The sequence below is a fragment of the Halosimplex amylolyticum genome, assembly GCF_051414035.1.
Taxonomy (GTDB): domain Archaea; phylum Halobacteriota; class Halobacteria; order Halobacteriales; family Haloarculaceae; genus Halosimplex; species Halosimplex amylolyticum.
Genome location: NZ_JBLKNW010000001.1, coordinates 1,163,835 through 1,185,283, shown reverse-complemented (window position 1 = coordinate 1,185,283; position 21,449 = coordinate 1,163,835). Strand labels below are relative to the sequence as shown.

At 69.1% G+C, this 21,449-nt stretch carries 24 protein-coding genes; 8 read left to right on the top strand and 16 right to left on the bottom strand.

Going from position 1 to position 21,449, the window contains the following annotated elements:
- The first annotated feature begins 126 nt into the window (after positions 1 to 126).
- Genes ACMGFE_RS05675 through ACMGFE_RS05665 form a run of 3 tightly spaced genes read left to right on the top strand, consistent with a single transcriptional unit; the run spans position 127 to position 1,957 of the window.
- Positions 127 to 786 (top strand): SCO family protein, encoded by a 660-nt coding sequence (locus ACMGFE_RS05675; RefSeq protein WP_436924105.1) that lies wholly within the window; start codon positions 127 to 129, stop codon positions 784 to 786.
- Positions 783 to 1,310: a TlpA family protein disulfide reductase gene (locus ACMGFE_RS05670; protein WP_436924104.1), complete on the top strand. Its 528-nt coding sequence runs from the start codon at positions 783 to 785 to the stop codon at positions 1,308 to 1,310. The genes ACMGFE_RS05675 and ACMGFE_RS05670 overlap by 4 nt, the downstream gene beginning before the upstream one ends.
- Positions 1,307 to 1,957 (top strand): cytochrome C biogenesis protein, encoded by a 651-nt coding sequence (locus ACMGFE_RS05665; RefSeq protein WP_436924103.1) that lies wholly within the window; start codon positions 1,307 to 1,309, stop codon positions 1,955 to 1,957. The genes ACMGFE_RS05670 and ACMGFE_RS05665 overlap by 4 nt, the downstream gene beginning before the upstream one ends.
- A gap of 29 nt (positions 1,958 to 1,986) precedes the next feature.
- On the opposite strand, the gene ACMGFE_RS05660 is transcribed toward ACMGFE_RS05665, so the two are convergent.
- Positions 1,987 to 2,112, bottom strand: a complete 126-nt coding sequence (locus ACMGFE_RS05660; protein ID WP_436924102.1) for a hypothetical protein — start codon at positions 2,110 to 2,112, stop codon at positions 1,987 to 1,989.
- Positions 2,113 to 2,263: 151 nt separating this feature from the next.
- Between ACMGFE_RS05660 and ACMGFE_RS05655 the strand changes: the two genes are divergently transcribed.
- On the top strand, positions 2,264 to 2,980 hold the full coding sequence (locus ACMGFE_RS05655) for a helix-turn-helix domain-containing protein (protein WP_436924101.1): 717 nt from the start codon (positions 2,264 to 2,266) through the stop codon (positions 2,978 to 2,980).
- Between the two features lie 55 nt (positions 2,981 to 3,035).
- Here the strand turns inward: ACMGFE_RS05655 and ACMGFE_RS05650 are convergent, their stop codons facing one another.
- Genes ACMGFE_RS05650 through ACMGFE_RS05640 form a run of 3 tightly spaced genes read right to left on the bottom strand, consistent with a single transcriptional unit; the run spans position 3,036 to position 5,732 of the window.
- A complete protein-coding gene (locus ACMGFE_RS05650; RefSeq protein WP_436924100.1) occupies positions 3,036 to 4,820 on the bottom strand; it encodes a b(o/a)3-type cytochrome-c oxidase subunit 1 in 1,785 nt (594 codons plus the stop codon).
- Between the two features lie 2 nt (positions 4,821 to 4,822).
- Complete coding sequence (locus ACMGFE_RS05645; protein ID WP_436924099.1) at positions 4,823 to 5,341, bottom strand: cupredoxin domain-containing protein; 519 nt, start codon at positions 5,339 to 5,341, stop codon at positions 4,823 to 4,825.
- 1 nt (position 5,342) lies between these two features.
- The gene (locus ACMGFE_RS05640) at positions 5,343 to 5,732 is read right to left on the bottom strand and encodes a halocyanin (protein WP_436924098.1); all 390 of its coding nucleotides are present in this window, start codon (positions 5,730 to 5,732) and stop codon (positions 5,343 to 5,345) included.
- Positions 5,733 to 5,907: 175 nt separating this feature from the next.
- Between ACMGFE_RS05640 and ACMGFE_RS05635 the strand changes: the two genes are divergently transcribed.
- Complete coding sequence (locus tag ACMGFE_RS05635; RefSeq protein WP_436924097.1) at positions 5,908 to 6,804, top strand: sulfurtransferase; 897 nt, start codon at positions 5,908 to 5,910, stop codon at positions 6,802 to 6,804.
- A 75-nt stretch (positions 6,805 to 6,879) separates the two neighbouring features.
- On the opposite strand, the gene ACMGFE_RS05630 is transcribed toward ACMGFE_RS05635, so the two are convergent.
- From ACMGFE_RS05630 to ACMGFE_RS05610, 5 genes are all read right to left on the bottom strand, one after another.
- Positions 6,880 to 9,234 (bottom strand): heavy metal translocating P-type ATPase, encoded by a 2,355-nt coding sequence (locus tag ACMGFE_RS05630; RefSeq protein ID WP_436924096.1) that lies wholly within the window; start codon positions 9,232 to 9,234, stop codon positions 6,880 to 6,882.
- A gap of 2 nt (positions 9,235 to 9,236) precedes the next feature.
- Positions 9,237 to 10,013, bottom strand: a complete 777-nt coding sequence (locus ACMGFE_RS05625) for a sulfite exporter TauE/SafE family protein (protein WP_436924095.1) — start codon at positions 10,011 to 10,013, stop codon at positions 9,237 to 9,239.
- Complete coding sequence (locus ACMGFE_RS05620) at positions 10,013 to 10,207, bottom strand: DUF8131 family protein (RefSeq protein WP_436924094.1); 195 nt, start codon at positions 10,205 to 10,207, stop codon at positions 10,013 to 10,015. Before ACMGFE_RS05620 ends, ACMGFE_RS05625 begins: the two co-directional genes overlap by 1 nt.
- Before the next feature lie 85 nt (positions 10,208 to 10,292).
- A complete protein-coding gene (locus ACMGFE_RS05615; protein WP_436924093.1) occupies positions 10,293 to 10,841 on the bottom strand; it encodes a GNAT family N-acetyltransferase in 549 nt (182 codons plus the stop codon).
- A gap of 128 nt (positions 10,842 to 10,969) precedes the next feature.
- Positions 10,970 to 11,287, bottom strand: coding sequence for a HalOD1 output domain-containing protein (locus tag ACMGFE_RS05610; RefSeq protein ID WP_436924092.1), 318 nt, complete (start codon positions 11,285 to 11,287; stop codon positions 10,970 to 10,972).
- A gap of 164 nt (positions 11,288 to 11,451) precedes the next feature.
- Here ACMGFE_RS05610 and ACMGFE_RS05605 point away from each other — a divergent pair, with 164 nt between their 5' ends.
- Together ACMGFE_RS05605 and ACMGFE_RS05600 are read left to right on the top strand one after the other, a co-directional pair.
- Positions 11,452 to 11,751, top strand: coding sequence for a DUF5785 family protein (locus ACMGFE_RS05605; RefSeq protein WP_436924091.1), 300 nt, complete (start codon positions 11,452 to 11,454; stop codon positions 11,749 to 11,751).
- Positions 11,752 to 11,802: 51 nt separating this feature from the next.
- Positions 11,803 to 12,867, top strand: coding sequence for a DUF7972 family membrane protein (locus ACMGFE_RS05600; RefSeq protein ID WP_436924090.1), 1,065 nt, complete (start codon positions 11,803 to 11,805; stop codon positions 12,865 to 12,867).
- A 49-nt stretch (positions 12,868 to 12,916) separates the two neighbouring features.
- Here ACMGFE_RS05600 and ACMGFE_RS05595 read toward each other — a convergent pair whose 3' ends face one another.
- On the bottom strand, positions 12,917 to 14,260 hold the full coding sequence (locus tag ACMGFE_RS05595) for an RNase J family beta-CASP ribonuclease (protein ID WP_436924089.1): 1,344 nt from the start codon (positions 14,258 to 14,260) through the stop codon (positions 12,917 to 12,919).
- A 402-nt stretch (positions 14,261 to 14,662) separates the two neighbouring features.
- Between ACMGFE_RS05595 and ACMGFE_RS05590 the strand changes: the two genes are divergently transcribed.
- Positions 14,663 to 15,355 carry a potassium channel family protein gene (locus tag ACMGFE_RS05590; protein ID WP_436924088.1) on the top strand — a complete coding sequence of 231 codons (693 nt, stop codon included), beginning with the start codon at positions 14,663 to 14,665 and terminating at the stop codon, positions 15,353 to 15,355.
- A gap of 215 nt (positions 15,356 to 15,570) precedes the next feature.
- Here the strand turns inward: ACMGFE_RS05590 and ACMGFE_RS05585 are convergent, their stop codons facing one another.
- From ACMGFE_RS05585 to ACMGFE_RS05560, 6 genes are all read right to left on the bottom strand, one after another.
- The gene (locus ACMGFE_RS05585) at positions 15,571 to 15,753 is read right to left on the bottom strand and encodes a DUF5786 family protein (protein ID WP_436924087.1); all 183 of its coding nucleotides are present in this window, start codon (positions 15,751 to 15,753) and stop codon (positions 15,571 to 15,573) included.
- Between the two features lie 207 nt (positions 15,754 to 15,960).
- Positions 15,961 to 16,641 carry a DUF7504 family protein gene (locus ACMGFE_RS05580; protein ID WP_436924086.1) on the bottom strand — a complete coding sequence of 227 codons (681 nt, stop codon included), beginning with the start codon at positions 16,639 to 16,641 and terminating at the stop codon, positions 15,961 to 15,963.
- Between the two features lie 3 nt (positions 16,642 to 16,644).
- A complete protein-coding gene (locus ACMGFE_RS05575; RefSeq protein WP_436924085.1) occupies positions 16,645 to 16,854 on the bottom strand; it encodes a hypothetical protein in 210 nt (69 codons plus the stop codon).
- A gap of 291 nt (positions 16,855 to 17,145) precedes the next feature.
- Complete coding sequence (locus ACMGFE_RS05570) at positions 17,146 to 19,065, bottom strand: beta-CASP ribonuclease aCPSF1 (protein WP_436924084.1); 1,920 nt, start codon at positions 19,063 to 19,065, stop codon at positions 17,146 to 17,148.
- Between the two features lie 320 nt (positions 19,066 to 19,385).
- Entirely contained in the window at positions 19,386 to 21,047 is a 1,662-nt protein-coding gene (locus ACMGFE_RS05565) for an ABC1 kinase family protein (RefSeq protein WP_436924083.1), read from the bottom strand.
- 6 nt (positions 21,048 to 21,053) lie between these two features.
- Complete coding sequence (locus tag ACMGFE_RS05560; protein WP_436924082.1) at positions 21,054 to 21,407, bottom strand: Hsp20/alpha crystallin family protein; 354 nt, start codon at positions 21,405 to 21,407, stop codon at positions 21,054 to 21,056.
- Positions 21,408 to 21,449 lie beyond the last annotated feature (42 nt).

The following is a 21,449-nucleotide window of genomic DNA, read 5'->3' as shown; positions in this document are numbered from 1 at the left end:
AAGGGCCCCGATCCCGCGCGGCCGAACCGACTGTTCGGCGGCGTTCCATCGCGCTCGCGAGCGGAGCGGCTCCGGTTGGAGCGCGACAAGACGCCATTCATTGACGTTCGCCTCACCTGTCGACGCATGAAGCGACGCAACTATCTCGCCGGGCTCTCGACGGCCGCCGTCGCGGGAGTCGCGGGCTGTGCCGGCGGGGGGAACCCCGACGTGGTCCTGTCCGATCCGGACCGCGAGTTCGACAGCGCCGACCTGCCCTATCCGGCCTGGGGCGAGCGAGTCCCCGACGTGACCCTCCCGGCCGTCCACGCCGAAGGCGAGGTACGACTCCGCGCGGTCGACCGGCCGGCGCTGCTGACGTTCTTCTACAGCCACTGCATGACGGTCTGTCCGGTGCTCGTCGGGACGCTCCGGAACGTCCAGACGCACGCGCTGAACGAAGGCTACGGCGACGCGGTGCGGTTCTACCCGGTGACGTTCGACCCCGCCCGCGACGACGCCGACCGCCTCCGCACGTACGCCGACGAACGGAACGTCGCGCTCGATGCGGGCAACTGGCAGTTCCTCCGTCCGGCCTCCGCCGAGCGAGCCGAGCAGGTGGTCCAGGAGGCGTTCGGTGTGGCGTTCGAACGGACCGAACCGGAGGACATGGACGGCTACATGTTCACCCACACGCCGATGACGATGCTCGTCAACCCGGACGGGTACGTCGAGCGCGCCTACCGGACGAAATCGCCCGACTCGGAGCGACTGATCGACGACCTCGCGTCGGTGCGCGAGGCATGAACCGCAGACGGGCGATCACGGCCATCGCGGGCGCGGGGCTCACCGGCGGGAGCGCCCTCGTGCTGGGCGGCGCCGGTCCGTTCGGCGACGGCGACGGGTTGCCGGTCCGCGTCGAGGGGATCGACGCGCCGGGATCGGCCGACGGCCCGGTCCGGGTACCCCGCTCCGGTCGACCGACGCTCGTCGACTGCTTCGCGACGTGGTGTGCGCCCTGCGACCAGCAGATGCAGACGCTGACCGAACTGTACCCGGAGTACGAGGACCGGATCGCGTTCGTCTCGGTGACGAACGAGCGCGTCGGCGGCGGCCTCTCCGCGGAGGACGTCGCCGACTGGTGGGAGCGCCACGAGGGCCGCTGGCCCGTCGCGGTCGACCCCGAGAGCGCGGTCATGTCGGCGATCGGCGCCGACGGACTCCCGTACCTGGCGATGGCGGACGCGAGCGGCGTGGTCCGGTGGCGACACTCGGGGGTCGCGTCAGGCGAGCGCCTGCGGTCGGCGTTCGAGGCGGTGCTGGAGGGATGACGGGACCGCTCGTCGGTGCGGTGGGGTTCGCCCTCGGCGCGGGCGTCGCGACGTTCTTCGCGCCCTGTGCCTTCCCGCTGTTGCCCGGCTACGTCGGATACTTCCTCGAACGCGGCGGCGGCGACTCCCCCGGTGCCGCGGCCGCGGCGGCCGCGCTCGGTTCGCTCGGCGGGTTCGCGCTGATCGCGGGGGGCGCCTACGCGATCGGCCGTCGGCTCACGTCGCTCCTTCCGGCGTTCGAGCCGCTGGTGGGCCTCGCGCTGGTCGCGTTCGGTGCGGCGACGCTGGTCGACCGCGGGTCGGCGACCGTCCCGCTCCCGAGTCGACCCGACTCTGTCGTCGGCTTCGGGCTGTTCGGCGGCGCGTACGCGCTCGCGGCGGCCGGCTGCGTCGTACCGGTCTCCCTCGGCGTGGTCGCGCAGGCGCTCACGTTCCCGCCGGCGAGCGCGACGGCGGTGCTGACCGCGTACGCGGGCGCGGCGACGGCGCCGCTGGTCGGCGTGACCCTGCTCGCGAGCGCCGGCGTCGACACCTGGCGGTCGCTGGGGCGCTACGCCGGCACGCTCGAACGGGTGGCGGCCGCCGTCATGATACTCGCTGGCCTCGGTCAGATCGGGCTCTCGCTCGTCGTCCTCGACGCAGTCTAACCGGTCGGGCGGTAGCGATCCGCTCGCACTCAGAACGACTGTGCGAAGGTCAGGAGATCCACTGCGACGATGAACAGCACGACGAGGACGGCGAGGAGGATGATGGCCTTCAGGAACCACGGCATCGACTCGTCGGCTGCAGTCGTATCGCTCATACCCCCAGTAGCCGTGGCGCTCCCCTCAACCCACCGTTGTCACAGGACAATCGCCGTGCGTCGTTCGAGGTCGGGCAGACGGGAGAGTCAGTCGTCCGGTCGCCCTCGCGACCGAAACTGACTGGCTACTGGCCGAACAACTTCGGGATAGATGCGGGAATTCGTCTTCACGCTGACGTACGAGACGGGAGCGGACCCGCTGATGGACGCCTTCGCGGCTACGCCGGAAGCGGGGTCGACGGCGCTCGTCTGTCCGGTCTCCGAGTCGGAGGTCTGGCGACTCGACAGGGTCACGGGGCCGGCGGAGACAGTCGAACGGGCGGCGGCCCTGATCGCGGACGAGGAGCGGGACCTGCTGTCGATCAGCGACCGCGGCTGCGCGGGGCGCCGATACAGCGACGTGCTCTCGGCCTCTGCGCGGCGAGCCGTCGTGTACACCCGCGTCTCCGAGGCCGTCCGGTGCGACGCCGTCGCGCTGATCGCCAGGCGGTACCTCACCGGTGGCGTCCTCGCGGAGGTGACCCGCCGCGAGTCCGAGGAGCGCTGGCGGATCCTCACCGAGAGCGACGAGAAGGTCGGGATGCTCTACGACACGCTCGGAGGGACGCTCAGAGAGGGGATCTCCTTCCGGTTCGAGCACCTGGAGGACGCGACCGAGCCGCCGTCGAACCCGTTCGCGTCGCTGTCGCTGCGGCCCGAGCAGCGGCAGGTGCTCGAACTGGCCGCGGAGATGGGGTACTACGAGACGCCGCGGGAGACGACGCTCGACGACCTCGCCGCCGAACTCGACTGCCCGCGGTCGACCGTCTCCTACCGGCTCAGACGCGCGGAAGCCCAGGTCGTGGCGGGATTCCTCTCGACGACCTGAAACCGGTCGTCACACCGGGAACCACGGAGCGACGGCGTCGGCAAACCCGACCGGCTCAGCCGAGGAGGAGGCCGAGAGCCGCGTCGAGGACCCCGACCGGGACGGGCCGTACGGCGGGGTCGAACGGCCCGTCGGCGACCATCGAGAAGATGGGGAAGCCGTAGGCGATGGCGACGAGGACGACCGCGACGGCCGTCCACAGTTTGAAGTTGTCGAGGACGCGCGGGCTGTCTTCGGGGCCGGAGATCGGTTCCGGGAGGTGGCTGTCGACGCGGAGGCGCCCCCGGCCGCGGTCGGCGAACCAGGTCGCCAGCATCACCGCGACGAACAGCACCGCACCCAGCGTCAGCAGCGTCCCGCCGGCGGCGATCTGCAGGCGCATCTCCGGGATCGACCCCAGCGCCGCCTCGAAGGTGAACTGGTCGTACTGGGGCTCGGCGGTCCGCCGCGGGACGCCCGCGAGGCCGGCGCGGTGCATGGCGTTCGACATCAGGGCCATGCCGATGAACCAGACGTACGGCTGGATCTGCGCGAGCCCGTACAGCTGGAGTCGCTTACCGGTGACCTGCGGGTACAGCCAGTAGCTGAGGGCCATCATCGTCAGCGCGCTCGCGGTGCCGACGGTGAGGTGGAAGTGGCCGGGTACCCAGAGGGTGTTGTGGATCAGCGAGTTGATGTTCATCCCGGCGTTGACGATGCCGGAGAACCCGCCGGCCGCGAACATCAGCCCGGCCAGCGCCATCCCGGCGAAGGCGGGATTCGCCCACGGCAGCGCCTTCATCCAGCCGAAGTAGCCGCTGCCGCCCCGCTTGCGGGCGCCGTACTCCATGCTGGCGACCACGGTGAAGGCGGTGAGGAAGCTCGGCAAGAGGAGGAACATCGTGTTCGTCATCGCGACGAACTTGAACCCCTCCGCGACCCCGGGGTCAGCGTACTGGTGGTGGAAGCCGACCGGCGTCGAGAGGATGAGAAAGAGGACGAACACGACTCTGGCGAGCGGGTCGCTGAACAGCCGGCCGCCGGCGAGTTTCGGCAGGATGGTGTACCACGCGAAGTACGCCGGCATCAGCCAGAAGTAGACGACCGGGTGGCCGAAGAACCAGAACAGCGTCCGGGTGAGCAGCGGGTCGACGCTGTCGATGAGGCCCAGCGACAGCGGCAACAGGAAGACGAGCACCTCGACGGCGACGCCGAGCGTCGAGATGTACCACATCAGTATCGTCGTCAGGACCATGAACGCCTGGAGCGGGACGCGCTCGCCGGCGTTGTCGCCGCGCCAGCGGAGGTACGACCGGATCCAGTCGAACCCGGCGAGCCACGTGCCGACGAGCCACGCCGCCAGACCGGCGTAGAACAGCGGGTGGGCCTGCAGCGGCGCGTAGAAGGTGTACAGCACGTCGGCCTCGAACGGGATCTCGCCGACGAAGCCGCCGAAGATGGCCGTCGCGACGGCGACGGCACCGCCGAGCTGGAGCGCGAACCAGCCCATCGAGAACCGCGGGTCGACCAGGTCGCGCCCGAGACTGCGGGTCGTCCCCCAGGTGAACGCGCCCGAGAGGAAGAAGATCGTGAAAAACAGCGCGAGCAGGACGCCGTGACCCGTCAGCACGGAGTAGTAGTCGCTCGAACTGATGACGCCGCGGAAGACGTTCGTCCGGTGGAGCGCCTGGACGATACCCAGTATCGCCCCGACCAGCAGGGCGGAGAAGGAGACGCCGAAACACAGGCGGGTGATCCGGGCGGCGGCGGGGTACTCGTCGACGAACGCGAGGCGGTCGCCGGTCGTCAGTTCGGGCCGTTCGGCGGTCTCGGTCGCCCGGTCGTCGTGTGCGTGTGCCATCGTCACTGCACCTCCGCGGTCGCGTTGAACGCCGACTCCGGGACCACTTCGAGCGTTCCGGCCATGTCGTGGTGGCCCTGCCCGCAGTACTCGTTACAGACGAGGCCGTACTCGCGGGGCTCGTCGAACTCGGCGGTCACCATGGCCTTCTGGCCGGGAATCGTCATCGTGTTGATGTTCGTGCCCACGACCTCGAAGCCGTGGAGCACGTCGGCGCTGGCGACGTGGAACGTCACGGTGCTGTTCGCCGGGACGCGGATCGGCTCGGCGGTCCCGGGGACGAACGCGAACCGGCGCGTCTCGACGTAGACGTCGTAGTGGCCGGGTTCGCTGCCGTTGTAGACGCCGGGGTCGCGGAAGCTCTCGCTCGCCGCCGGGTCCGACGTGTCCACCTGCCCGCCCTCGGCGTCGACCATCCCGTACCCCGCGACGACGGCACCGAAGGTGACGGTCCCGATGAACAGGACGATCATGAACAGCGCGGCGACGAGCCAGATCCGTTCGAACCGGTGGACGTGCATCTCAGCCCACCACCGTCGGGCCGTTGGCGAGGAACTCCACGAAGTACATGAACAGCCAGGTCAGCGTGACGACCAGAAAGTAGACGGCCAGCAGCGCCGCCGTCCCGACCGGGTCGAACGCGTCGTGGTCGACCGACTCCGTCTCCGCCTCGGCCACCGCTGACTCGTACATCGGCCCGCCGCGGGCGACCGGGACCGCCGCCCCTTCGCCTGCCGCGGCGGTATCGGTTCGAGCGCCCTCGAACGAGGGTTCCGGCGGCGTCCGCCACCCTAACCAGTACACGGCGCCCACCGCGAGCGCGGTGACGAGCGCGCTCACGACCGTCGCGGCCAGGAGCGACCCGTTCCCCGCTGCAGTCGCCAGCACGACACCGACTTCAATACCCTTCATACTGGGTGTCGTTCGACTCCGGTCGATTGTAACCTGCCTTGTCGCAGGACAACCGGCGAGCGGCCGCGACGGCGGTTGTCACGGGACAAGGTGGTGTTTATTCCCGGTAGTTCCCTCGGTGCCAGACACCCCGCGGCCGCCGGCGCGCGCGCCGACCGGCGGTCGCCGCACAGCAATGGTCGAACGCACGCCGCGATCCGATCGGTCGGACGCCCTCGTCTCCCCGGAGTGGGTCGTCGAGCGGTTGCCCGAGGCCCGGTCGGACGACCCGTCGCTTCGACTCGTCGAGGTGGACCTGAACACCCAGTTCTACCACGAGGAGCACCTCCCGGGCGCGGTCGGACTCGACTGGCGGTCGGACCTGCAACACGACCGACGGCGGGACCTGCCGTCGGCGCGGTCGTTCGCCGACCTGCTCGGCGTCCACGGCATCACCGAGGAGACGACCGTCGTGGCCTACGGCGACAACGCCAACTGGTTCGCCGCGCACTTCTACTGGCTGTTGACCTACTACGGACACGACGACGCGTACCTGCTCGACGGCGGGCGGGAACACTGGGTCGAGTCGGACCGACCGACCACGACAGCGGTGCCGTCGTTCACGTCACGTACTTACGAGCCCGCCGGCCCCTTCGAGCACGTCCGCGCGTACCGCGACGACGTCCGGCGAGCGATCGACGGGCGGACGAGGCTGGTCGACGTGCGACTGCCCGAGGAGTTCGACGGGACCGTCCTCGCGCCCCCGGGGATGGACGAGTTCGCCCAGCGCGGCGGGCACGTCCCCGGCGCGGTCAACGTCGTCTGGTCGGCGAACGTCGCGCCCGACGGCCGGTTCAAATCCACGGACGAGCTCGAAGCGCTCTACCGCGACCGCGGCGTCACGCCCGACCGGAGCGTGATCGTCTACTGCCGTATCGGCGAACGGTCGTCGGTGACGTGGTTCGTCCTCTCGGAGATCCTCGGCTACCCGTCGGTCCGCAACTACGACGGCTCGTGGACCGAGTGGGGCAATCTGATCGGCGCCCCGGTCGAGACCGATCCGTCCAGCGATCCGGGGGACGGGAGCGTCTAGCCCCTGCCGGACTGGCGGTGACCGGGCGGTCGCCGGTGGCCGGACGGTCGCCGGTGGCCGCCTCGATCGTCCGCGTCACTCGCGGGTCGCGACGGACGCTCGGTCACCGTCCGCGACGGGGCGCGTCGAGTTGAGCACGACGAGCAGACTGCTGGTCGCCATGGCCAGGGCGGCAAAGAGCGGGTTGAGCACGCCCGCGACGGCCAGCGGGAGCGCCACGGCGTTGTAGAGAAACGCCCAGCCGAGGTTCTCGCGGACGCGTCTGCGGGTCCCCTCGGTCTTCGCGAACACGGCGGGCAGTGGGTCGAGCGAGTCGCGGGCGACGACTACGTCGGCGGCGTCGACGGCCAGCCGCGTCCCGCGCTCCATCGCGACCCCCAGGTCGGCGGCGGCCAGCGCTGGCGCGTCGTTGCTCCCGTCGCCCACCATCGCCACCGGACCGTCCGCCGCCAGGCGGTCGACGACCGCGGCCTTCGCCTCGGGCGGGACGCCAGCGAACACCTCGTCGACCCCCGGGTGGGTCTCGAACCGTCGCGTCGCCGCCCGGTCGTCGCCGGTGATCACGACCACGCGGCGCTCGGCGATCAGGTCCTCGACGACCGCTTCCCAGCCGTCGCGCACCTCGTCGCCGACGACAATGGCGCCCCGGACCCGGCCGTCCCAGCCGACGTAACTCGGGACCGCGTCGGCCGACGCGTCCTCGTAGGCGAGCGCCACGTCCTCCGGGACCGACCAGCCCCGCTCGTCGAACAGCGCGGCGTCACCGACGAGGACCGTCCGGTCGCCGACGGCCGCCTCGACCCCCCGTCCGGGGTGGGCCTCGAAGTCGGCGACGGCGGCGTCGGGGAGGGTCCCGGCTGCGACGACCGCCTCGGCGACCGGGTGCGTCGCGAACTGCTCGACCGCGGCCGCGAGCGCGAGCGTGTTCTCGTGGCCGACCACCTCGCGGACGGTCATCGATCCGGTGGTGAGCGTGCCCGTCTTGTCGAACGCCACCGTCTCCACCTCGGGGGCGGTCTGCAGCGCCGAACTGTCGGTGATGACGACGCCAGTCGCGAGCGCGTCGCGGATGCCGGCCGCGACGGCCATTGGCGTCGCCAGCCCGAGCGCGCACGGACAGGAGACGACGAGGACGGTCAGCCCGGTCAGCAGGGCGGCCGTCGGGGCGGCCCCGAGCAGGAGGTGGACGGCGGTCGTGCCGACCGCGAGGACGAAGACCAGCGGGACGAACGCGGCGGCGATGCGGTCGACGAGCCGCTGGGCGCCGGACGAGTCGCTCTGGACGGCCCACAGCGTCTCGACGAGGCGGTCGGCGGTGCTGGTCGGGTCAGCGTCGGCGCGGACCACGAGGCCGCCGTCTGTGACGGTCCCGCCGCCGACCACCTCGTCGCCGGGACCTTTCGAGACGGGCACGGACTCGCCGGTGACCAGTGACTCGTCGACGGCCGCGGTCCCCTCGACGACGGTGCCGTCCACGGGGACGCGCTCGCCCTCGCGGACGACGAGCTCGTCGCCGCCCCCGACCGCGTCGCGCGGTACTGGCTCGGTCCCGTCTGACGTCCGACGTCGCGCCGTGTCGACCCGTTCTTCGGCCGCCTCGGAGAGGCGACCGGTCGCCCGGCGGCGGACGCGGTCGCGGTAGTAGTCGCCGACCGTCACCGCCAGCACGACGACGACGGCCACGTCGAAGTACAGATCCGTGTGGCCCAGGACCAGGGCGAGCGTGCTGTAGGCGTAGGCGGTGACCGCCGCGACGGCGACCAGCAGGTCCATATTCGGCTCGCGGACCTGCAGGCTCACGACGGCGCCCCGGAGCAGGGGATAGCCGGTGTAGCCGACGACGACCGTCGCCATCGCCCAGACGTTCGCGAAGAGGAACCCGCCCGCCGGCCCGTCGAGGTCGACCAGCAGCGAGTCGGGCGCGACCCCGAGGTAGACGGGGTAGAGGAAGAGGACGTACCACGCCATGACCATCATCCCGAAGAAGCCGCCGACCAGCAGACGCCCGACCGTCTCCTGGTCGTCGTCGCCGGCTTCGCTCCCGGTCGGCGCTGCCTCGTAGCCGTAGTCGGAGACGCCGTCGGCGACGGCGGCCTCGTCCGTCAGGTCGGCGTCGTAGACGACCCGCATCATCCCGGAGGTGTAACTCGCCTCCGCCGCGCGCACGCCCGCAGTCTCGGTCGCCGTCGCCTCGAGGAACGACTCGCAGGTGGCACAGTGCATTCCCGACACGTCGAGGTAGGCCCGCTCACCGTCGACGTCTTCGACTGCGGGCCCGCCGTCGAGCGCGTCTGGGTCGGCGTCTTTGGGGGCGTCGTCGAGCGTCCGCGCGACTTCCAGGCAGCCCCGACAGCAGAACGCGCCCCCCACGTCGTCGGCGACGTGGGGCGAGTCGGGCGTCGGGAGCCCGCAGAGCGTGCACTCGTCCATCGTCACCCCAGCGGCTGGTAGGCGGGCAGCGGCGGGTGTGGCAGGTGGACACCCAGCAGCATCAGGCCGTGAGCGAGCGGGAGGTAGCCCATGAGAAGGAAGGCGACGCCGAGCGCGCGGTGGAGCGGTCCCTGGATCCGCGGCGAGACGGACTGGAACGCGACGCCGTAGGCGAACACCGCCGGCACGGTCGCCAGTCCGAGGGACGCAAGCGCCAGGCCGCCGTAGGCCGGCGACCCGGTGGCGAACGCGTAGAGGAACGCGGGGTACAGCAGCGGGCACGGCAGCAGTCCGTGGACGGCGCCCAGCGCGGCGATTCGCGGGCCGCGGACCCAGCGGTCGACGCGCTCCATCAGCGCGCCGCTCACCCGCTGGAAAGCCGAGGGCGTCCAGCCGTGGCCGAGGGCGCCGCCGGTCGAGCCGGTGAGCGCGTAGTTCGCACCGGTCAGCAGGATGAACCCGCCGACCAGCACGCCGGCGACCGCTCGCACGTCGTCGGCCACCGCCGCGACGCCGGCGGCGTCGTACAGCACGGCACCCAGCGCGCCCATCGCGGCCCCGATCAGCGCGTAACTCGCCGTCCGACCGAGGTTGAACAGCAGGTGCTGGCGGATCGCCGTCCACCCGGCGGGGCCGTCGCCGCCCAGCCGGTCGGCGTACAGCGTCACCAGCGGCCCGCACATTCCCAGACAGTGGGCACCACCGAGCAGCCCGACGAGCGCGAACACGACGAGACCCGCCTCGCTGCCGGCCGACGCGGCCGCCTGGAGCGGCGTCATCAGTTCCCGGTCAGGCGAGCCGGGAGGTACTGCTCGTCGGCCGATCCGAACATGATCCGCACGGCGACCACGATGAGGACAGTGTTGAGTATCGCCAGCACCGCGACCGGTTCGAGTCCGAGGGCGAACGCAAGCGCCGACGGGATCGCGAGCAGCCCCACCAGTGGGAGCCACGAGAGCGGGATCGAGTCCATGGATCCCCCTGTCTCCGTCGATCGGTTAAATTGCGCGTTGTCACAGGACAACCGCCGGGATCGGGTGCCCGTCTCGCCCGCCGTCTCAGTCGGCTTCCCACTCCTCGCGCAAGAGGCCGTACTGCACCATGTCGCGGTGCTCGCCGTCGACGAACATGAACTTCCGACGGCGACCTTCCTCGGTGAACCCGAGCGACTCCAGCAGGCCCCGGGAAGCGTCGTTGTGGTCGAACGCGCCGGCACCGATCGCCGGCTTGTCGTACGAGCGGAAGACGTAGTCGATCACGAGCCCGACGGCCTCCTTGCCGTAGCCCTGGCCGTGGACCTCGGGGATCAACCAGTAGCCCAGTTCGGGCCGGCGGTAGTGCATCTCCTCGGCGTTCACGGCGCCGATCCGTCGCACCTCGTCCTCGTCGACTTGGCCCGGCCCGGCGTCCTCGCCGTCGAGACAGACCAGGAACCGGTCCGTCCCGTCCTCCGCGGAGACGTCCATGGCCTCCTGATTCCGCAAGTAGGAGCCGAGGGGGTAGCGGATCTCGTCGTTCGCGCTGGCCCGCTGGAGGAACGGGACGTCCTCCGCTTCGACGGACCGGAGCGTGACGCGGTCGCCGCTCGTGATGCGTGCGCCTGGCATGGAGGCACGAGGCCGTCCCTGGGGCATCTGTCTTCCGGTCCGTCGAAAGAAAGCCGAGTGGATCGCCCGTCGCCCCGCGGCGAGACGGCGGGCGACGCGGAATCGGAGGGCCGTCGTTCGTGCGGTCGTCAACCGCTCTCTTCGCCGACAGCGTCCTCGCGGAGCGGTGTGAGACGGATCGAATCGCCGGCGACGATCTCGACGAGGAAACCCTCGTATCGGAACGAGACTCGACAGCGGACGGTCGAGTCGGCGCTCCCGTCGAGGAGGGCGTCGAGCGCGTCGGGGTCGAGGACCTCCCCGAGCGGTTCGAGGGACTCGGGTTCGGTGTTCGCGAGTGCGGCCACGGCTCTGTAGACGGCGACGCACGCTGATTCGGGCGCGACCGATTCCAGATCGGTCTCGTAGACGTCGGAATCGTCAGCCCAGACTCTCTGTTCGTTCATAGTTCTCTTTGGTGGCGACGTCGTCCGCATCGCGCCGACGTTCGCACGCAGGGATCTGCACGCAAGTACCTGATGTCTACATGATTAGGTCCCGATCAGCAGCGCTCGGTCCGTCGCGCCGCGAGAGAGAAATCCTTTTGCGTGATTCGTCCGCAGTTAGGGGTATGGACTGGCCGCACGACCCCGACGGCGACGAGGGGAGCGAGGGACGCCGCAAGTACGGGCAGGCGGTGCTCGCGAAGAAGATCGACGAGGCCGAGGACTTCCCGCTGACCCAGTCGGAGTTCGTCGACGACTACGGCGACCACCCGATCCGGATCGACTACGAGACGGTCGTCAGCGTCGCCGAGATATTCGAGCACGTCGACCAGGAGGAGTACGAGGACTTCCCCGACTTCCACAAGGCGGTCGGGCAGGGGCTCCGCGACGCCGACTACTGGCCGTACCGCCTCGAACACGCGTAACCCGGCCGGAGTTTTAGGGACCCACCGCTCGTATCTCGCACAGAGCCGACAGTGTCAGACGCTTCCACCGGCGACGACGCCGACGCGGCGCGGGCCGATTCGGACGCACACTCGGCCGACACGTTGCGCGAACGGGCGGGCGAGAACCGCGTGAAGCTCTGGCTGTTCTTCGAAGCGGACCGTCGGGCTATCGCGGTCGCTGTCGGACTCGTCTTCTTCGCCGCGCTCGTCGTCGTCGGCGCGCTGACGCCGAACGTGACCGGCGCCCTGCGGACCGGCGACCCGGTCGAGACGACGTTCCAGGCGTTCATCGGTGCCATCATCACCGGCGTCACGCTCGTCGTGACGCTCAACCAGCTCGTCCTCTCCCAGGAGTTCGGAACGTTAGACGAGCAACGCGACCGCTTCGACGGGACGATGGCCGTCCGCGAGACCGTCGCCGACCACGTCGACCCCGAGGTCGCCCCGTCGGACCCGTCCGCGTTCATCCGCGTCATCGTCGAGGCGGCAGCCGACGACGCCGAGGCCGTTGAGGGCGCACTCGAGGTCAACGACGTTCCCGCTGACGTCGCAGACGCGATCGAGAACCTCACCGCGGGCGTCCAGAGCAACGCCGACACGGTGGTCGAGCAGCTGGACGGCGCCGCGTTCGGGTCGTTCGACGTCCTCTCGGCCGCGCTGGATTTCAACTACTCGCTGAAGATCTTCGACGCGCGCCGCCTCCGCAACGAGTACGAGGAAGACATCCCCGAGCCCGTCCAGGAGCGCCTGGACGAACTCCTCATCACGCTGGAACTGTTCGCCCCCGCGCGCGAACACCTCAAGACCCTCTACATCCAGTGGGAACTCATCGACCTCTCGCGGTACGTCCTCGGCACCGCGATCCCGTCGCTGATCGTGGCCGTCTACATGCTGCTGTTCCACGAGGTCGGGACGCCGGGGGGTGCCGTGTTCGGTATTCCGACGGAGGTCGTCGTCGTCAGCGCCGCGGTGACGGTCGCGCTGGCGCCGTTCCTCGTCCTGTTGTCGTACGTCCTCCGCGTCGCCAGCGTCACCAAGCGGACGCTCGCCATCGGTCCGTTCACCATCCGCGACACGCACGACCAGAACGAGTGAAGTGGGTAGCGCACGGTGTGCGGGAAGTCGGACCGCCAGCGGCCGCCGACTACACCAGCTGGATGGTGTTGCCGTTCGACGTGACGTGCAGGTCCCGACCGAGTTTGTACCCCTCACTGGACGCGAGGTCGACGTACCCGGAGAAGCCGGCCATGTCCTGGTGAGCCGGGATGACGTGCTGGGGCTGGAGCGCGTCGAGCATCTCGTAGTGGCCCTCCGAACGCAGGTGACCCGACACGTGGACGTCGTCGTAGATGCGCGCGCCCTGCATGCCCAGCAGCTTCTCGGACTGGTAGCGCTGGCCCTCGTTCGTCGGCTCCGGGATGACCCGCGCCGAGAAGATGACCTTGTCGCCGTCGTCGATCTGGTAGGGCGTCTCGCCGCGGCCCATCCGGGTGAGCATCGCGCGCGGCTCGCCCTGGTGGCCGGTGACGACGGGCAGGAAGTTCTCCTTGCCCTCGTTCATGATCCGTTCGAACGCCCTGTCGACGGACTGGCGGTGGCCGTACATCCCCAGGTCGTCCGGGAACTCCACGGCGCCGATGCGCTCGGCGGTGCCGGAGTACTTCTCCATCGAGCGGCCGAGCAGGACGGGTTCGCGACCGATCTCCTCGGCGAACTCGACGAGCGAGGTGACCCGTGCGATGTGGGAACTGAACGTCGTCGCGACGATACCGCCGTCGTAGTCTTCGAGACTCCCCATCACGTCGCGGAGGTGGCTCCGGGCGACGGACTCGCTCGGCGTCCGCCCCTTCTTGTTCGCGTTCGTGCAGTCCTCGATGTAACAGAGGACGCCGTTGTCCTCACGCCCGATCTCGCGGAAGCGCTTCATGTCGATGGGGTCGCCGATGACCGGCGTGTGGTCCATGCGCTTGTCGAGGCCGTAGACGATAGCCCCCTCGGGCGTGTGCAGGACCGGGTTGATGGCGTCGATGATCGAGTGGGTGACGTTCACGAACTCCAGTTCGTTCCGGTCGCCGATCGACATCGTCTCGCCGGCGTCCATCTCGACGAGGTCGTTCTGGACGCTGAACTTCGACTCGTCCTGGATCTCTTCCTTGACGAGCTCGAGCGTGAACGGCGAGGCGACGATGGGCGCGTCGTAGCGGTGAGCCAGTTTGGAGATGGCGCCGATGTGGTCGAGGTGACCGTGCGTCGGCACGATTGCCTTCACGTCGCCTTCCAGATCGGACATGACGCGGTCGTCGGGGATCGCGCCCATGTCGATCAGGTCGAGGCTGTGCATCCGCTCGGTCTGGACGTCGTCGTGGATCAGTACCTTCGAGAGGTTGAGGCCCATGTCGAAGACGACGACGTCGTCTCCGGCACGGACGGCCGTCATCTGGCGGCCGACTTCCTCGTAGCCGCCGATAGTTGCGATTTCGATTTCCATAGTTGGGTCCGATCAGAGTGATCCCAGAACCCCTTGCAGAGTCCGCCAACGGAGGAGAGTCGGAGGTGAAACGCCACTTCGACGGCCGGACGAGGCGAGTCGCGACGAGCGACTCCCCCCGAACGCACAGCCTTCCCGGGGATAACGCGTGTTTCGGTTACCTACTAATCCGTACCCACGACGTAAATAGCCGACGGACCGGGCCTTCCGTCGAGGTCGACCAGGCACGATGGTTCCGGAGCGCGGCCCGTTCGGAGCGCTCGCCGACGGGCGGATCACTCGATGAGTCGCCCCTCCGGGAGAATCCCAATCGTTTACTACCGGCGGCCGTAACTTCGCACGCGTTCCTTTCCCGATAATCGGTCCCGCAGGCACCCCCTCCACAGCGACGACATCACCCACATGAGCGATACGATACACCTCATCGGCGGCGGAACGGTCGGTCGACGGATCGCCGATCGGCTCGACGTGCGAGGCGATTCAGTCCTGATCGTCGAACGAGACGACGAGCGCGCACGGACTCTCGAACGGCGAGGGTACCGGGTTCATCGGGGCGACGGGACTGACGTCTCGACCCTCGACGAGGCCGGCGTCGCCGACGCGGACGTCGTCGTCGTCGCGACCGGCAACGACGACTCGAACCTGCTCGCCGCCCAGCTGGTCAGGAGCCGGTTCGACCCCGACTCCGTCATCGCTCGCGTCAACAGGCGCGGAAACGCCGACCCGTTCGAGGAACTCGGCATCGAAACCGTGTCGAGGTCCGACGCGACGGCGCGGATGCTGGACTCCCACATGGAGTCACCGGCGATGACCCGGTGGATGGAGTCGCTCGGGGACCGCGGCGACGTCCAGGAGGTCGCAGTCACGAACCCGGACCTCGTCGGGTCGACGATCGCGGAACTGGACGAGCGACTCCCCGAACAGGTCCTGATCGTGATGGTCGGCGACGAGGTCGACGCCCACCTGCCCGACCGCGATGGGACTGTCGAACTCGGCGAGCACGTCACGCTCGTCGGCTCGCGGACTGCCGTCCGAGAGGCGATTGAGGTGCTCGGCGACGACGACCGACCGACCGAGACCCCGTCCCGCGATTAGGACGGCGAACCGACGGGCCGACGGCCACGCTATCGGTTCCGTTCGTGTGAGAACGCGCTACCGACGTGGTCGATCGTCAGTCGGTCTCCCGAGGCGTTGAAGGACGTCACCCTCTCGTTCTCGACGACCCCGACCGCGCCGTCCCGAATCACCTCCGTCACGTCCCGAACTCGCCGACGTACTTCTCCTCGGCGTACTCCCTCGCGACTTCCGCTTCAGGCGTCGTCGGCCGAGTCCTTGATGGCAGACAGCCGGTCGACGAGGTCGTCGGTCGAGGCCTCTGTCTCGAACGTGATCTCGCCCTCGTGGTCGTTCTCGTGGACGCTCACACCCTCGCCTTCGTCAGCGTCGACGCTCTGGTCCTGTTGCTCGGATTCGTCGTAGCTTCCAAAACCCATACGCGATCGATCCCGACTCCCGCCGAAAAAGCAACCGATACTCAGTCGGGGACAGTCGACAATCTGGCCGGAGACGGACGACGGCGTGTCCGGTCGGTTCACCGACGAGCGGAATCGAAGACGAACGGGCGGATCACAGACGGCGTTCGACCGCTGAATGCGACCAGGCAATCTCACAATATCAGAGTAGACGACAGATCGGGCTGTTCAGCGCGGTCGACGGGAGAACTCGTCGAAGCGCCCCCTCACCGGCTGGTACTCGAGGTCCAGTGCCCCGTCGGGTCCCGACGCGACCCAGAGGACGCCGTCGACCCGTTCGGCCAGCGCCGCCATCGTCGCCTCGTCGTGGGCCGTGTAGTCGACGCCGACGAGCGTGACGCCCGAATCGGTCCGGATCCCCGAGATCTGCCGGAGCACCGAACACACCTGGTCGGTCGGCACGGTCGCGAGGACAGGCGTCAGCGATCTGACCAGGAGGTGACGCGCTCCCGTCGCCGGTGGACCGCCCGCGGACAGTTCCGTGAGTCCGACGACCAGCCGCTCCAGATCCCCTGGAGCCGGCGTGTAGACGACCGGGACCTCCCCGGCGGGCGCAGCGAGTGACTGCTGTTTCGACGCCGTGTCGACCACGCCGAGCGGCGGCCTGTCTCCGTCCGGATACGTGCTCTCGGCGGCCTCGACGGTCTCGTCGGCGCTCTCGGTCGTCGTGACGGCCAGCACCGTATCGTCGGCGTCGCCGAGCCGAGAGATGACCTGGAAGCCGACGGCGTGGCGCGAAGGGTCGGTCGAGCCCGCGACGAGGACGGTCGACTTCGTCGAGAGTCCCTGCGGTAGAGTGCCGACGGACATCGGGTCACGCTCGCTCGACGAGTCGGACGCGTCGGTCACTGATCAGTCGCTCCGGCGCCGCCGAGCGGCGCTCGACCGTCCTGCCAGTTGCGAGACCGTCTGACGGGGGTAGTAGCGTGCCCCACAGGTGGGGCACTGGGCGATGCGTGCGCTGGACCGGCCGTCGGTCTCGACCGGCAGGTCCGCGGTGAAGACGACGCGTTCGACGAGCGGTGCCCCGCAGTCCGAGCAGGGGAGGTCAGTTTCTCTCATGGGTGTGTCTGTGGCCGGTCCCGTCGGTGAAGCCCAGGGCCCGCCATGAAAGGGGTCGCATCCGGCACGGCGCATCTCAGAGCAGTGCCATCGAAGGACGCCTCGTAGCGGTGGCGAACCGATGGGCGAACGAAGAACGGACCGGACGAAGTCCGCAGTACGAACGTCTGTTCCGTTGTACGTCGTAAATATGTTTCGCTCAGCCGGTCCGTCGACGGCGGGTCGTATTCTCGTCCGATCGCAGGAAACCGGGGCCGCCCGCCCAGTCGAAGCGGACGATTCCGCGGTCGCTCAGTCGAAGCGGAACGTTTCGAGATTTCGGGGGGCGTGCGTCCGGACGTTGAGCTCCTGGTAGAGTGCGGAGGAGAGCTGGTCCGTCGCGGTCTCGTCGCCGTGGACGCAGAGCACCTCTTCCGGGCGCGGGCTCATCGTCCCGACGAAGTCCTCCAGGCCGTTGCGGTCGGCGTGGCCGGAGAACCCGCTGACCGACTCGACGTCGAACCGCAGCGTCATCTGTTCGCCCCGGCTCCCGCGGTCGCTGAACGGGATCTCGCGGCGACCGCTCTGGATCCGGCGGCCGAGCGTCCCCTGGGCCTGGTAGCCGACGAACAGCAGCGTGTTCTCCGGCTCGCCGCCCAGCAGTCGCAGCCACGACATGATCGGACCGCCGGTCACCATCCCGGAGGTCGAGAGGATGACACACTCTTCGCCGTCGGCGATCTCCTCGCGCATCTCCTCGCCGCCGTCGACCTGCTGGAACTGGTCGGCGAGGAACGGGTTCTCGTCCTCGTGGAGGATCCGCTGGCGCAGCCCGTCGCGGAGGAACTCGGGGTAGGCCGTGTGGATCGCCGTCGCCTCGCGGATCATCCCGTCCAGGTACACCGGCATCGTCGGGATCCGCCCCTCGCGCATCGCCTCTTCGAGCACGAGCATCAGCTCCTGCGAGCGCCCGACGGCGAACGCCGGGATGACGACCTTGCCGCCCTCCTCGTAGGTCTCGTTGACGAGTTCGGTGAGCTTGCGCTCGCTGTCTTCCTGGTCGGTCTGGTAGTCGTCGCGGCGGCCGTAGGTCGACTCCATGACGAGCGTCTCCGCCCGTGGGAAGTCGTTCGAGGCGCCGTTGAACAGTCGGGTGTCCTTGTAGTGGATGTCGCCCGAGAAGACCACGTTGTGGAAGCCGTTCCCGATGTGGAAGTGCGAGACGGCGCTCCCGAGGATGTGACCGGCGTTGTGCATCGTGAGCTTCACGTCCGGCGCGATGTCGGTCACGTCGCCGTACTCGACCGGGATGGTGTGTTTGAGCTCCTTGCGGACCATCTCGGACTCGTAGGGCGGCGAGCGCCCCTCCTTGGCCGCGACGTCGAGGTAGTCGAGCTGGAGCAGGCCCATCAGGTCGCGGGTCGCCTGCGTCGTGTAGATCGGGCCGTCGAAGCCGTACTTGAACAGGAGCGGCAGGAGCGCCGAGTGGTCGAGGTGGGCGTGGGTCAGGACGACGGCGTCGAGGTCGGGGATGGGGTTCGCCTCCGGGACCTGGAGGTAGGGGACCTCGCCCTCGGCGCCCGGTTTGTCGCCGCAGTCGATCAGGATCCGGGTCTCCGGCGTCGAGAGGATGAAGGAGGCGCGGCCGACCTCGCGACAGCAGCCGAGCGTCGTCACGCGGACCCAGTCGGTCTCCTCGCGCTGTTCGCGGTGGATCCGCTCGCCGACGCGTTCGAGGAACTCCCGGCGCTCGTCGCGCTCCTGGATGAGGTAGTTCCGGACGTTGTCGACGGTCGAGGACTCCATGGGCGGCGTCCGCAGGACCTCCGCGGTCCAGCCGACTTCCCGCTGGATCTCCCGGAGGGTACTCCCCCGGTTGCCGATGACCATACCGGGCTTCTCGGCCTCGATCACGACCTCGCCGGTTCCCGGATAGAACCGGAGGTTCTCGATCCCGGCTTCCTCGGGGATCAGATTCCGGATCTCCGCTTCGGCGTCGCGCTCGCGGACCTGCGTGCCCGCCGCCGGGCGGACGGTGATCCGCTTGCGGACGGAGCTGGCCAGCCGCGGGACCAGTCCGTCCTGTTCGGCGAACTGCTGTGGCGTCTCCGTGTAGATCACGAGTTCGGGGCCTTCGAAGGTGACCCGCGAGATCTCGAGTTCGTCGGGGATCTCCGCCTCTATCGTCTCCCGCATCGCCTCGATCGGGTTCGTGCTGTCGTCAGTACTCATTCATATCGTGTGTTCCGCGTGGTCGGGGATGGTCGGGCTCTCGGTCGACGACGCCCGTCGGCGAGAGCGCTCAGAGCGGTCCGTCCGAACGAATCCGGTCGCGGGTCGCCGCCTCGGCCGCCCTCGTCGTGGAATCGGACCCGGACTGAGAGAAGAACCGAGAATCCGGTTCGGTACCCGCGAACGGACGAAGTCGTTCGCTTTCAGGTAGTCGAGTCACGGTATAAACCGTTTCCGACACTCGTCGCCCGGGTCGCCCGTCGCTTCCGGCGCTCGTTGCGCCGGACGTCCCTCGCTTCCGACACCCTCGATCCGGGGGCTCACCGCTCTCGGTCGCGTTCGCGCATGCTCTGGCGAGTGAACTGTGGCTGGGCGCGGATCCCGCGGCGCTTGCGAAACGAGAAGTACAGCAGGACGGCGACGAGGACGGCGAGCCCGACGGTGACGGCTGCGGCGACGAGCTGCTCGAACGCGACGAGCACGGCCGACGAGAAGACGGCGCTCGCGAGGACCATCCCGTAGATGAGCCGGCGAGTGACCCGTCCGAGGAGGTTCTGCGAGTCCCTGAAGTCCACCTCGACCTGCAGGTCCTCGTGGATCGCGAGATCGAGCACCTCCTCGATCTTCGGCGGCGTCCGGACGGCCGACTTCGTCGCCTCCTGGACCTCGTCGACCCGCTCCTCGACGTACTCGCGCGCGGTGTCGGCGAGGAACCCCTGTCGGCGGAGGTACGCCGTCGCCACCTCGATGAAGTCGAAGTCCTCGTCGAGCGTGACGCAGACGCCCTCGACGACGGTGGCGACGCGGAGGACGAGCGCGAGGTTCGCGGGAAGCCGGAACGGGAAGTCGTAGATAGTGTCCTCGACCTGCTGGACGATCTGCTGGACGCGGTACTGCTCGATGTCCTCGCCGCGGGCGTCGGCGATGGCGAGTTCGAGGACGTCGGCCATCACCTGTCGGTCGGCTTCCGGACTCAGCGTCCCCATCTCGATCAGCGTGTCGAGGATCGCCTGGATGTCCTGGTTGGCGACGGCGATGTAGAAGTCGACGATCTTCTCCTGGATGAACGCGTCGACGTACCCGCTCATCCCGAAGTCGTAGAAGACGAGCGTGCCGTCGTCCTGCACGGCGAGATTGCCGGGGTGGGGGTCGGCGTGGAAGACGCCGTCCTCGATGATCATCTTGAGGTACGCCTCCTGGAGCGTCTCGGCCAGTTCCGTGCGGTCGAGGCGGCGGTCGTCGAGTTCCTCGAGGTCCGTGATCTTCGTGCCGGGGACGTACTCCATCGTCAGGACGCGGTCGGTCGACCGGGACTCGTCGACCTCCGGCATCCGGATCTTCGGTTCGTCGGCGAAGTTCGCGCGGATCTCCGCGAGCATCCGCGCCTCGCGCTCGTAGTCCATCTCCTGGCGGATCGTCCGGTCGAACTCGTCGGCGAGCGTCTCCAGCGAGAACGACCGCGACTCGTCGACGAAATACAGCAAGAGGGGCAGCGTCCACTTGACCACGCGCAGGTCCGCCTCGACCAGGTCCTCGACGCCCGGCCGGCGGACCTTGACCGCGACCTCGCCGTCTTCGGTCCGGGCGTGGTACACCTGGCCGAGGCTCGCGCCGCTGATCGCCTCGGTGTCGAACTCGGCGAACCGGCTGTCGACGGGGCCGAGCGCCTCTTCGAGGACCACGCGGGCGCGCTCCCAGTCGGCCGGGGGCACGCGGTCCTGCAGTTCTTCGAGTTCCTCGATGTACTCCGGCGGGAGCACGTCGGGGCGCGTCGAGAGCAACTGGCCGAGTTTGATGAACGTCGGCCCGAGCGTCAGGAGGGTTTCGAGGAGGGTCCGCGCACGCTCGCGCCGTTTCTCGGGCGAGACCGACCGGCTCCGGCCGAAGAGGATGAACCGGTTGCGGTCGCGGACGTACGCGAGTGCGAGCGGCAGGAACTGCCACGCGACGACGACGAACCGCCAGTATGCGCGTAGGTTCACGTGAACTCAGTCGTCGATGGGGATCTGCGTCTCCGGCGCGGCCTCCGCTTTGGGGAGTTCGAGTTCGAGGACGCCCCGGTCGATCGAACCCGAGGCGCCGGCGCCGGTGACCCCCGGCGGGAGCGGCAGTTCCACGTCGAGAAACAGCGAACGCTCCTCCTCGACGTAGTCGAAGTCGGCGGGCACGTCTTTCTCGCGCCGCGCCTCGACGCGCAGGCGACTGCCGTCGACGGCTGCGTCGACGGTCGCCTCGGACGCGCCGGGCAGGTCCAGCACGAGCAGGTACGCGTCGTCGCTCTCCAGCACGTCGGCGAAGACGGCGTCGGGCAGGTCCCTGAGCGCGTCACGCAACGATGACATGCGCGGGGGTACGGATGCGACGGCGAAAAAGGCCGCGGTGTT

What these genes read in the sequence shown, in the direction of transcription:
- ACMGFE_RS05675 (WP_436924105.1), top strand. Translation starts at nt 127, where the DNA reads ATGAAGCGACGCAACTATCTCGCCGGGCTCTCGACGGCCGCCGTCGCG.
- ACMGFE_RS05670 (WP_436924104.1), top strand. Translation starts at nt 783, where the DNA reads ATGAACCGCAGACGGGCGATCACGGCCATCGCGGGCGCGGGGCTCACC.
- ACMGFE_RS05665 (WP_436924103.1), top strand. Translation starts at nt 1,307, where the DNA reads ATGACGGGACCGCTCGTCGGTGCGGTGGGGTTCGCCCTCGGCGCGGGC.
- ACMGFE_RS05660 (WP_436924102.1), bottom strand. Translation starts at nt 2,112, where the DNA reads ATGAGCGATACGACTGCAGCCGACGAGTCGATGCCGTGGTTCCTGAAG.
- ACMGFE_RS05655 (WP_436924101.1), top strand. Translation starts at nt 2,264, where the DNA reads ATGCGGGAATTCGTCTTCACGCTGACGTACGAGACGGGAGCGGACCCG.
- ACMGFE_RS05650 (WP_436924100.1), bottom strand. Translation starts at nt 4,820, where the DNA reads ATGGCACACGCACACGACGACCGGGCGACCGAGACCGCCGAACGGCCC.
- ACMGFE_RS05645 (WP_436924099.1), bottom strand. Translation starts at nt 5,341, where the DNA reads ATGCACGTCCACCGGTTCGAACGGATCTGGCTCGTCGCCGCGCTGTTC.
- ACMGFE_RS05640 (WP_436924098.1), bottom strand. Translation starts at nt 5,732, where the DNA reads ATGAAGGGTATTGAAGTCGGTGTCGTGCTGGCGACTGCAGCGGGGAAC.
- ACMGFE_RS05635 (WP_436924097.1), top strand. Translation starts at nt 5,908, where the DNA reads ATGGTCGAACGCACGCCGCGATCCGATCGGTCGGACGCCCTCGTCTCC.
- ACMGFE_RS05630 (WP_436924096.1), bottom strand. Translation starts at nt 9,234, where the DNA reads ATGGACGAGTGCACGCTCTGCGGGCTCCCGACGCCCGACTCGCCCCAC.
- ACMGFE_RS05625 (WP_436924095.1), bottom strand. Translation starts at nt 10,013, where the DNA reads ATGACGCCGCTCCAGGCGGCCGCGTCGGCCGGCAGCGAGGCGGGTCTC.
- ACMGFE_RS05620 (WP_436924094.1), bottom strand. Translation starts at nt 10,207, where the DNA reads ATGGACTCGATCCCGCTCTCGTGGCTCCCACTGGTGGGGCTGCTCGCG.
- ACMGFE_RS05615 (WP_436924093.1), bottom strand. Translation starts at nt 10,841, where the DNA reads ATGCCAGGCGCACGCATCACGAGCGGCGACCGCGTCACGCTCCGGTCC.
- ACMGFE_RS05610 (WP_436924092.1), bottom strand. Translation starts at nt 11,287, where the DNA reads ATGAACGAACAGAGAGTCTGGGCTGACGATTCCGACGTCTACGAGACC.
- ACMGFE_RS05605 (WP_436924091.1), top strand. Translation starts at nt 11,452, where the DNA reads ATGGACTGGCCGCACGACCCCGACGGCGACGAGGGGAGCGAGGGACGC.
- ACMGFE_RS05595 (WP_436924089.1), bottom strand. Translation starts at nt 14,260, where the DNA reads ATGGAAATCGAAATCGCAACTATCGGCGGCTACGAGGAAGTCGGCCGC.
- ACMGFE_RS05590 (WP_436924088.1), top strand. Translation starts at nt 14,663, where the DNA reads ATGAGCGATACGATACACCTCATCGGCGGCGGAACGGTCGGTCGACGG.
- ACMGFE_RS05585 (WP_436924087.1), bottom strand. Translation starts at nt 15,753, where the DNA reads ATGGGTTTTGGAAGCTACGACGAATCCGAGCAACAGGACCAGAGCGTC.
- ACMGFE_RS05575 (WP_436924085.1), bottom strand. Translation starts at nt 16,854, where the DNA reads ATGAGAGAAACTGACCTCCCCTGCTCGGACTGCGGGGCACCGCTCGTC.
- ACMGFE_RS05570 (WP_436924084.1), bottom strand. Translation starts at nt 19,065, where the DNA reads ATGAGTACTGACGACAGCACGAACCCGATCGAGGCGATGCGGGAGACG.
- ACMGFE_RS05560 (WP_436924082.1), bottom strand. Translation starts at nt 21,407, where the DNA reads ATGTCATCGTTGCGTGACGCGCTCAGGGACCTGCCCGACGCCGTCTTC.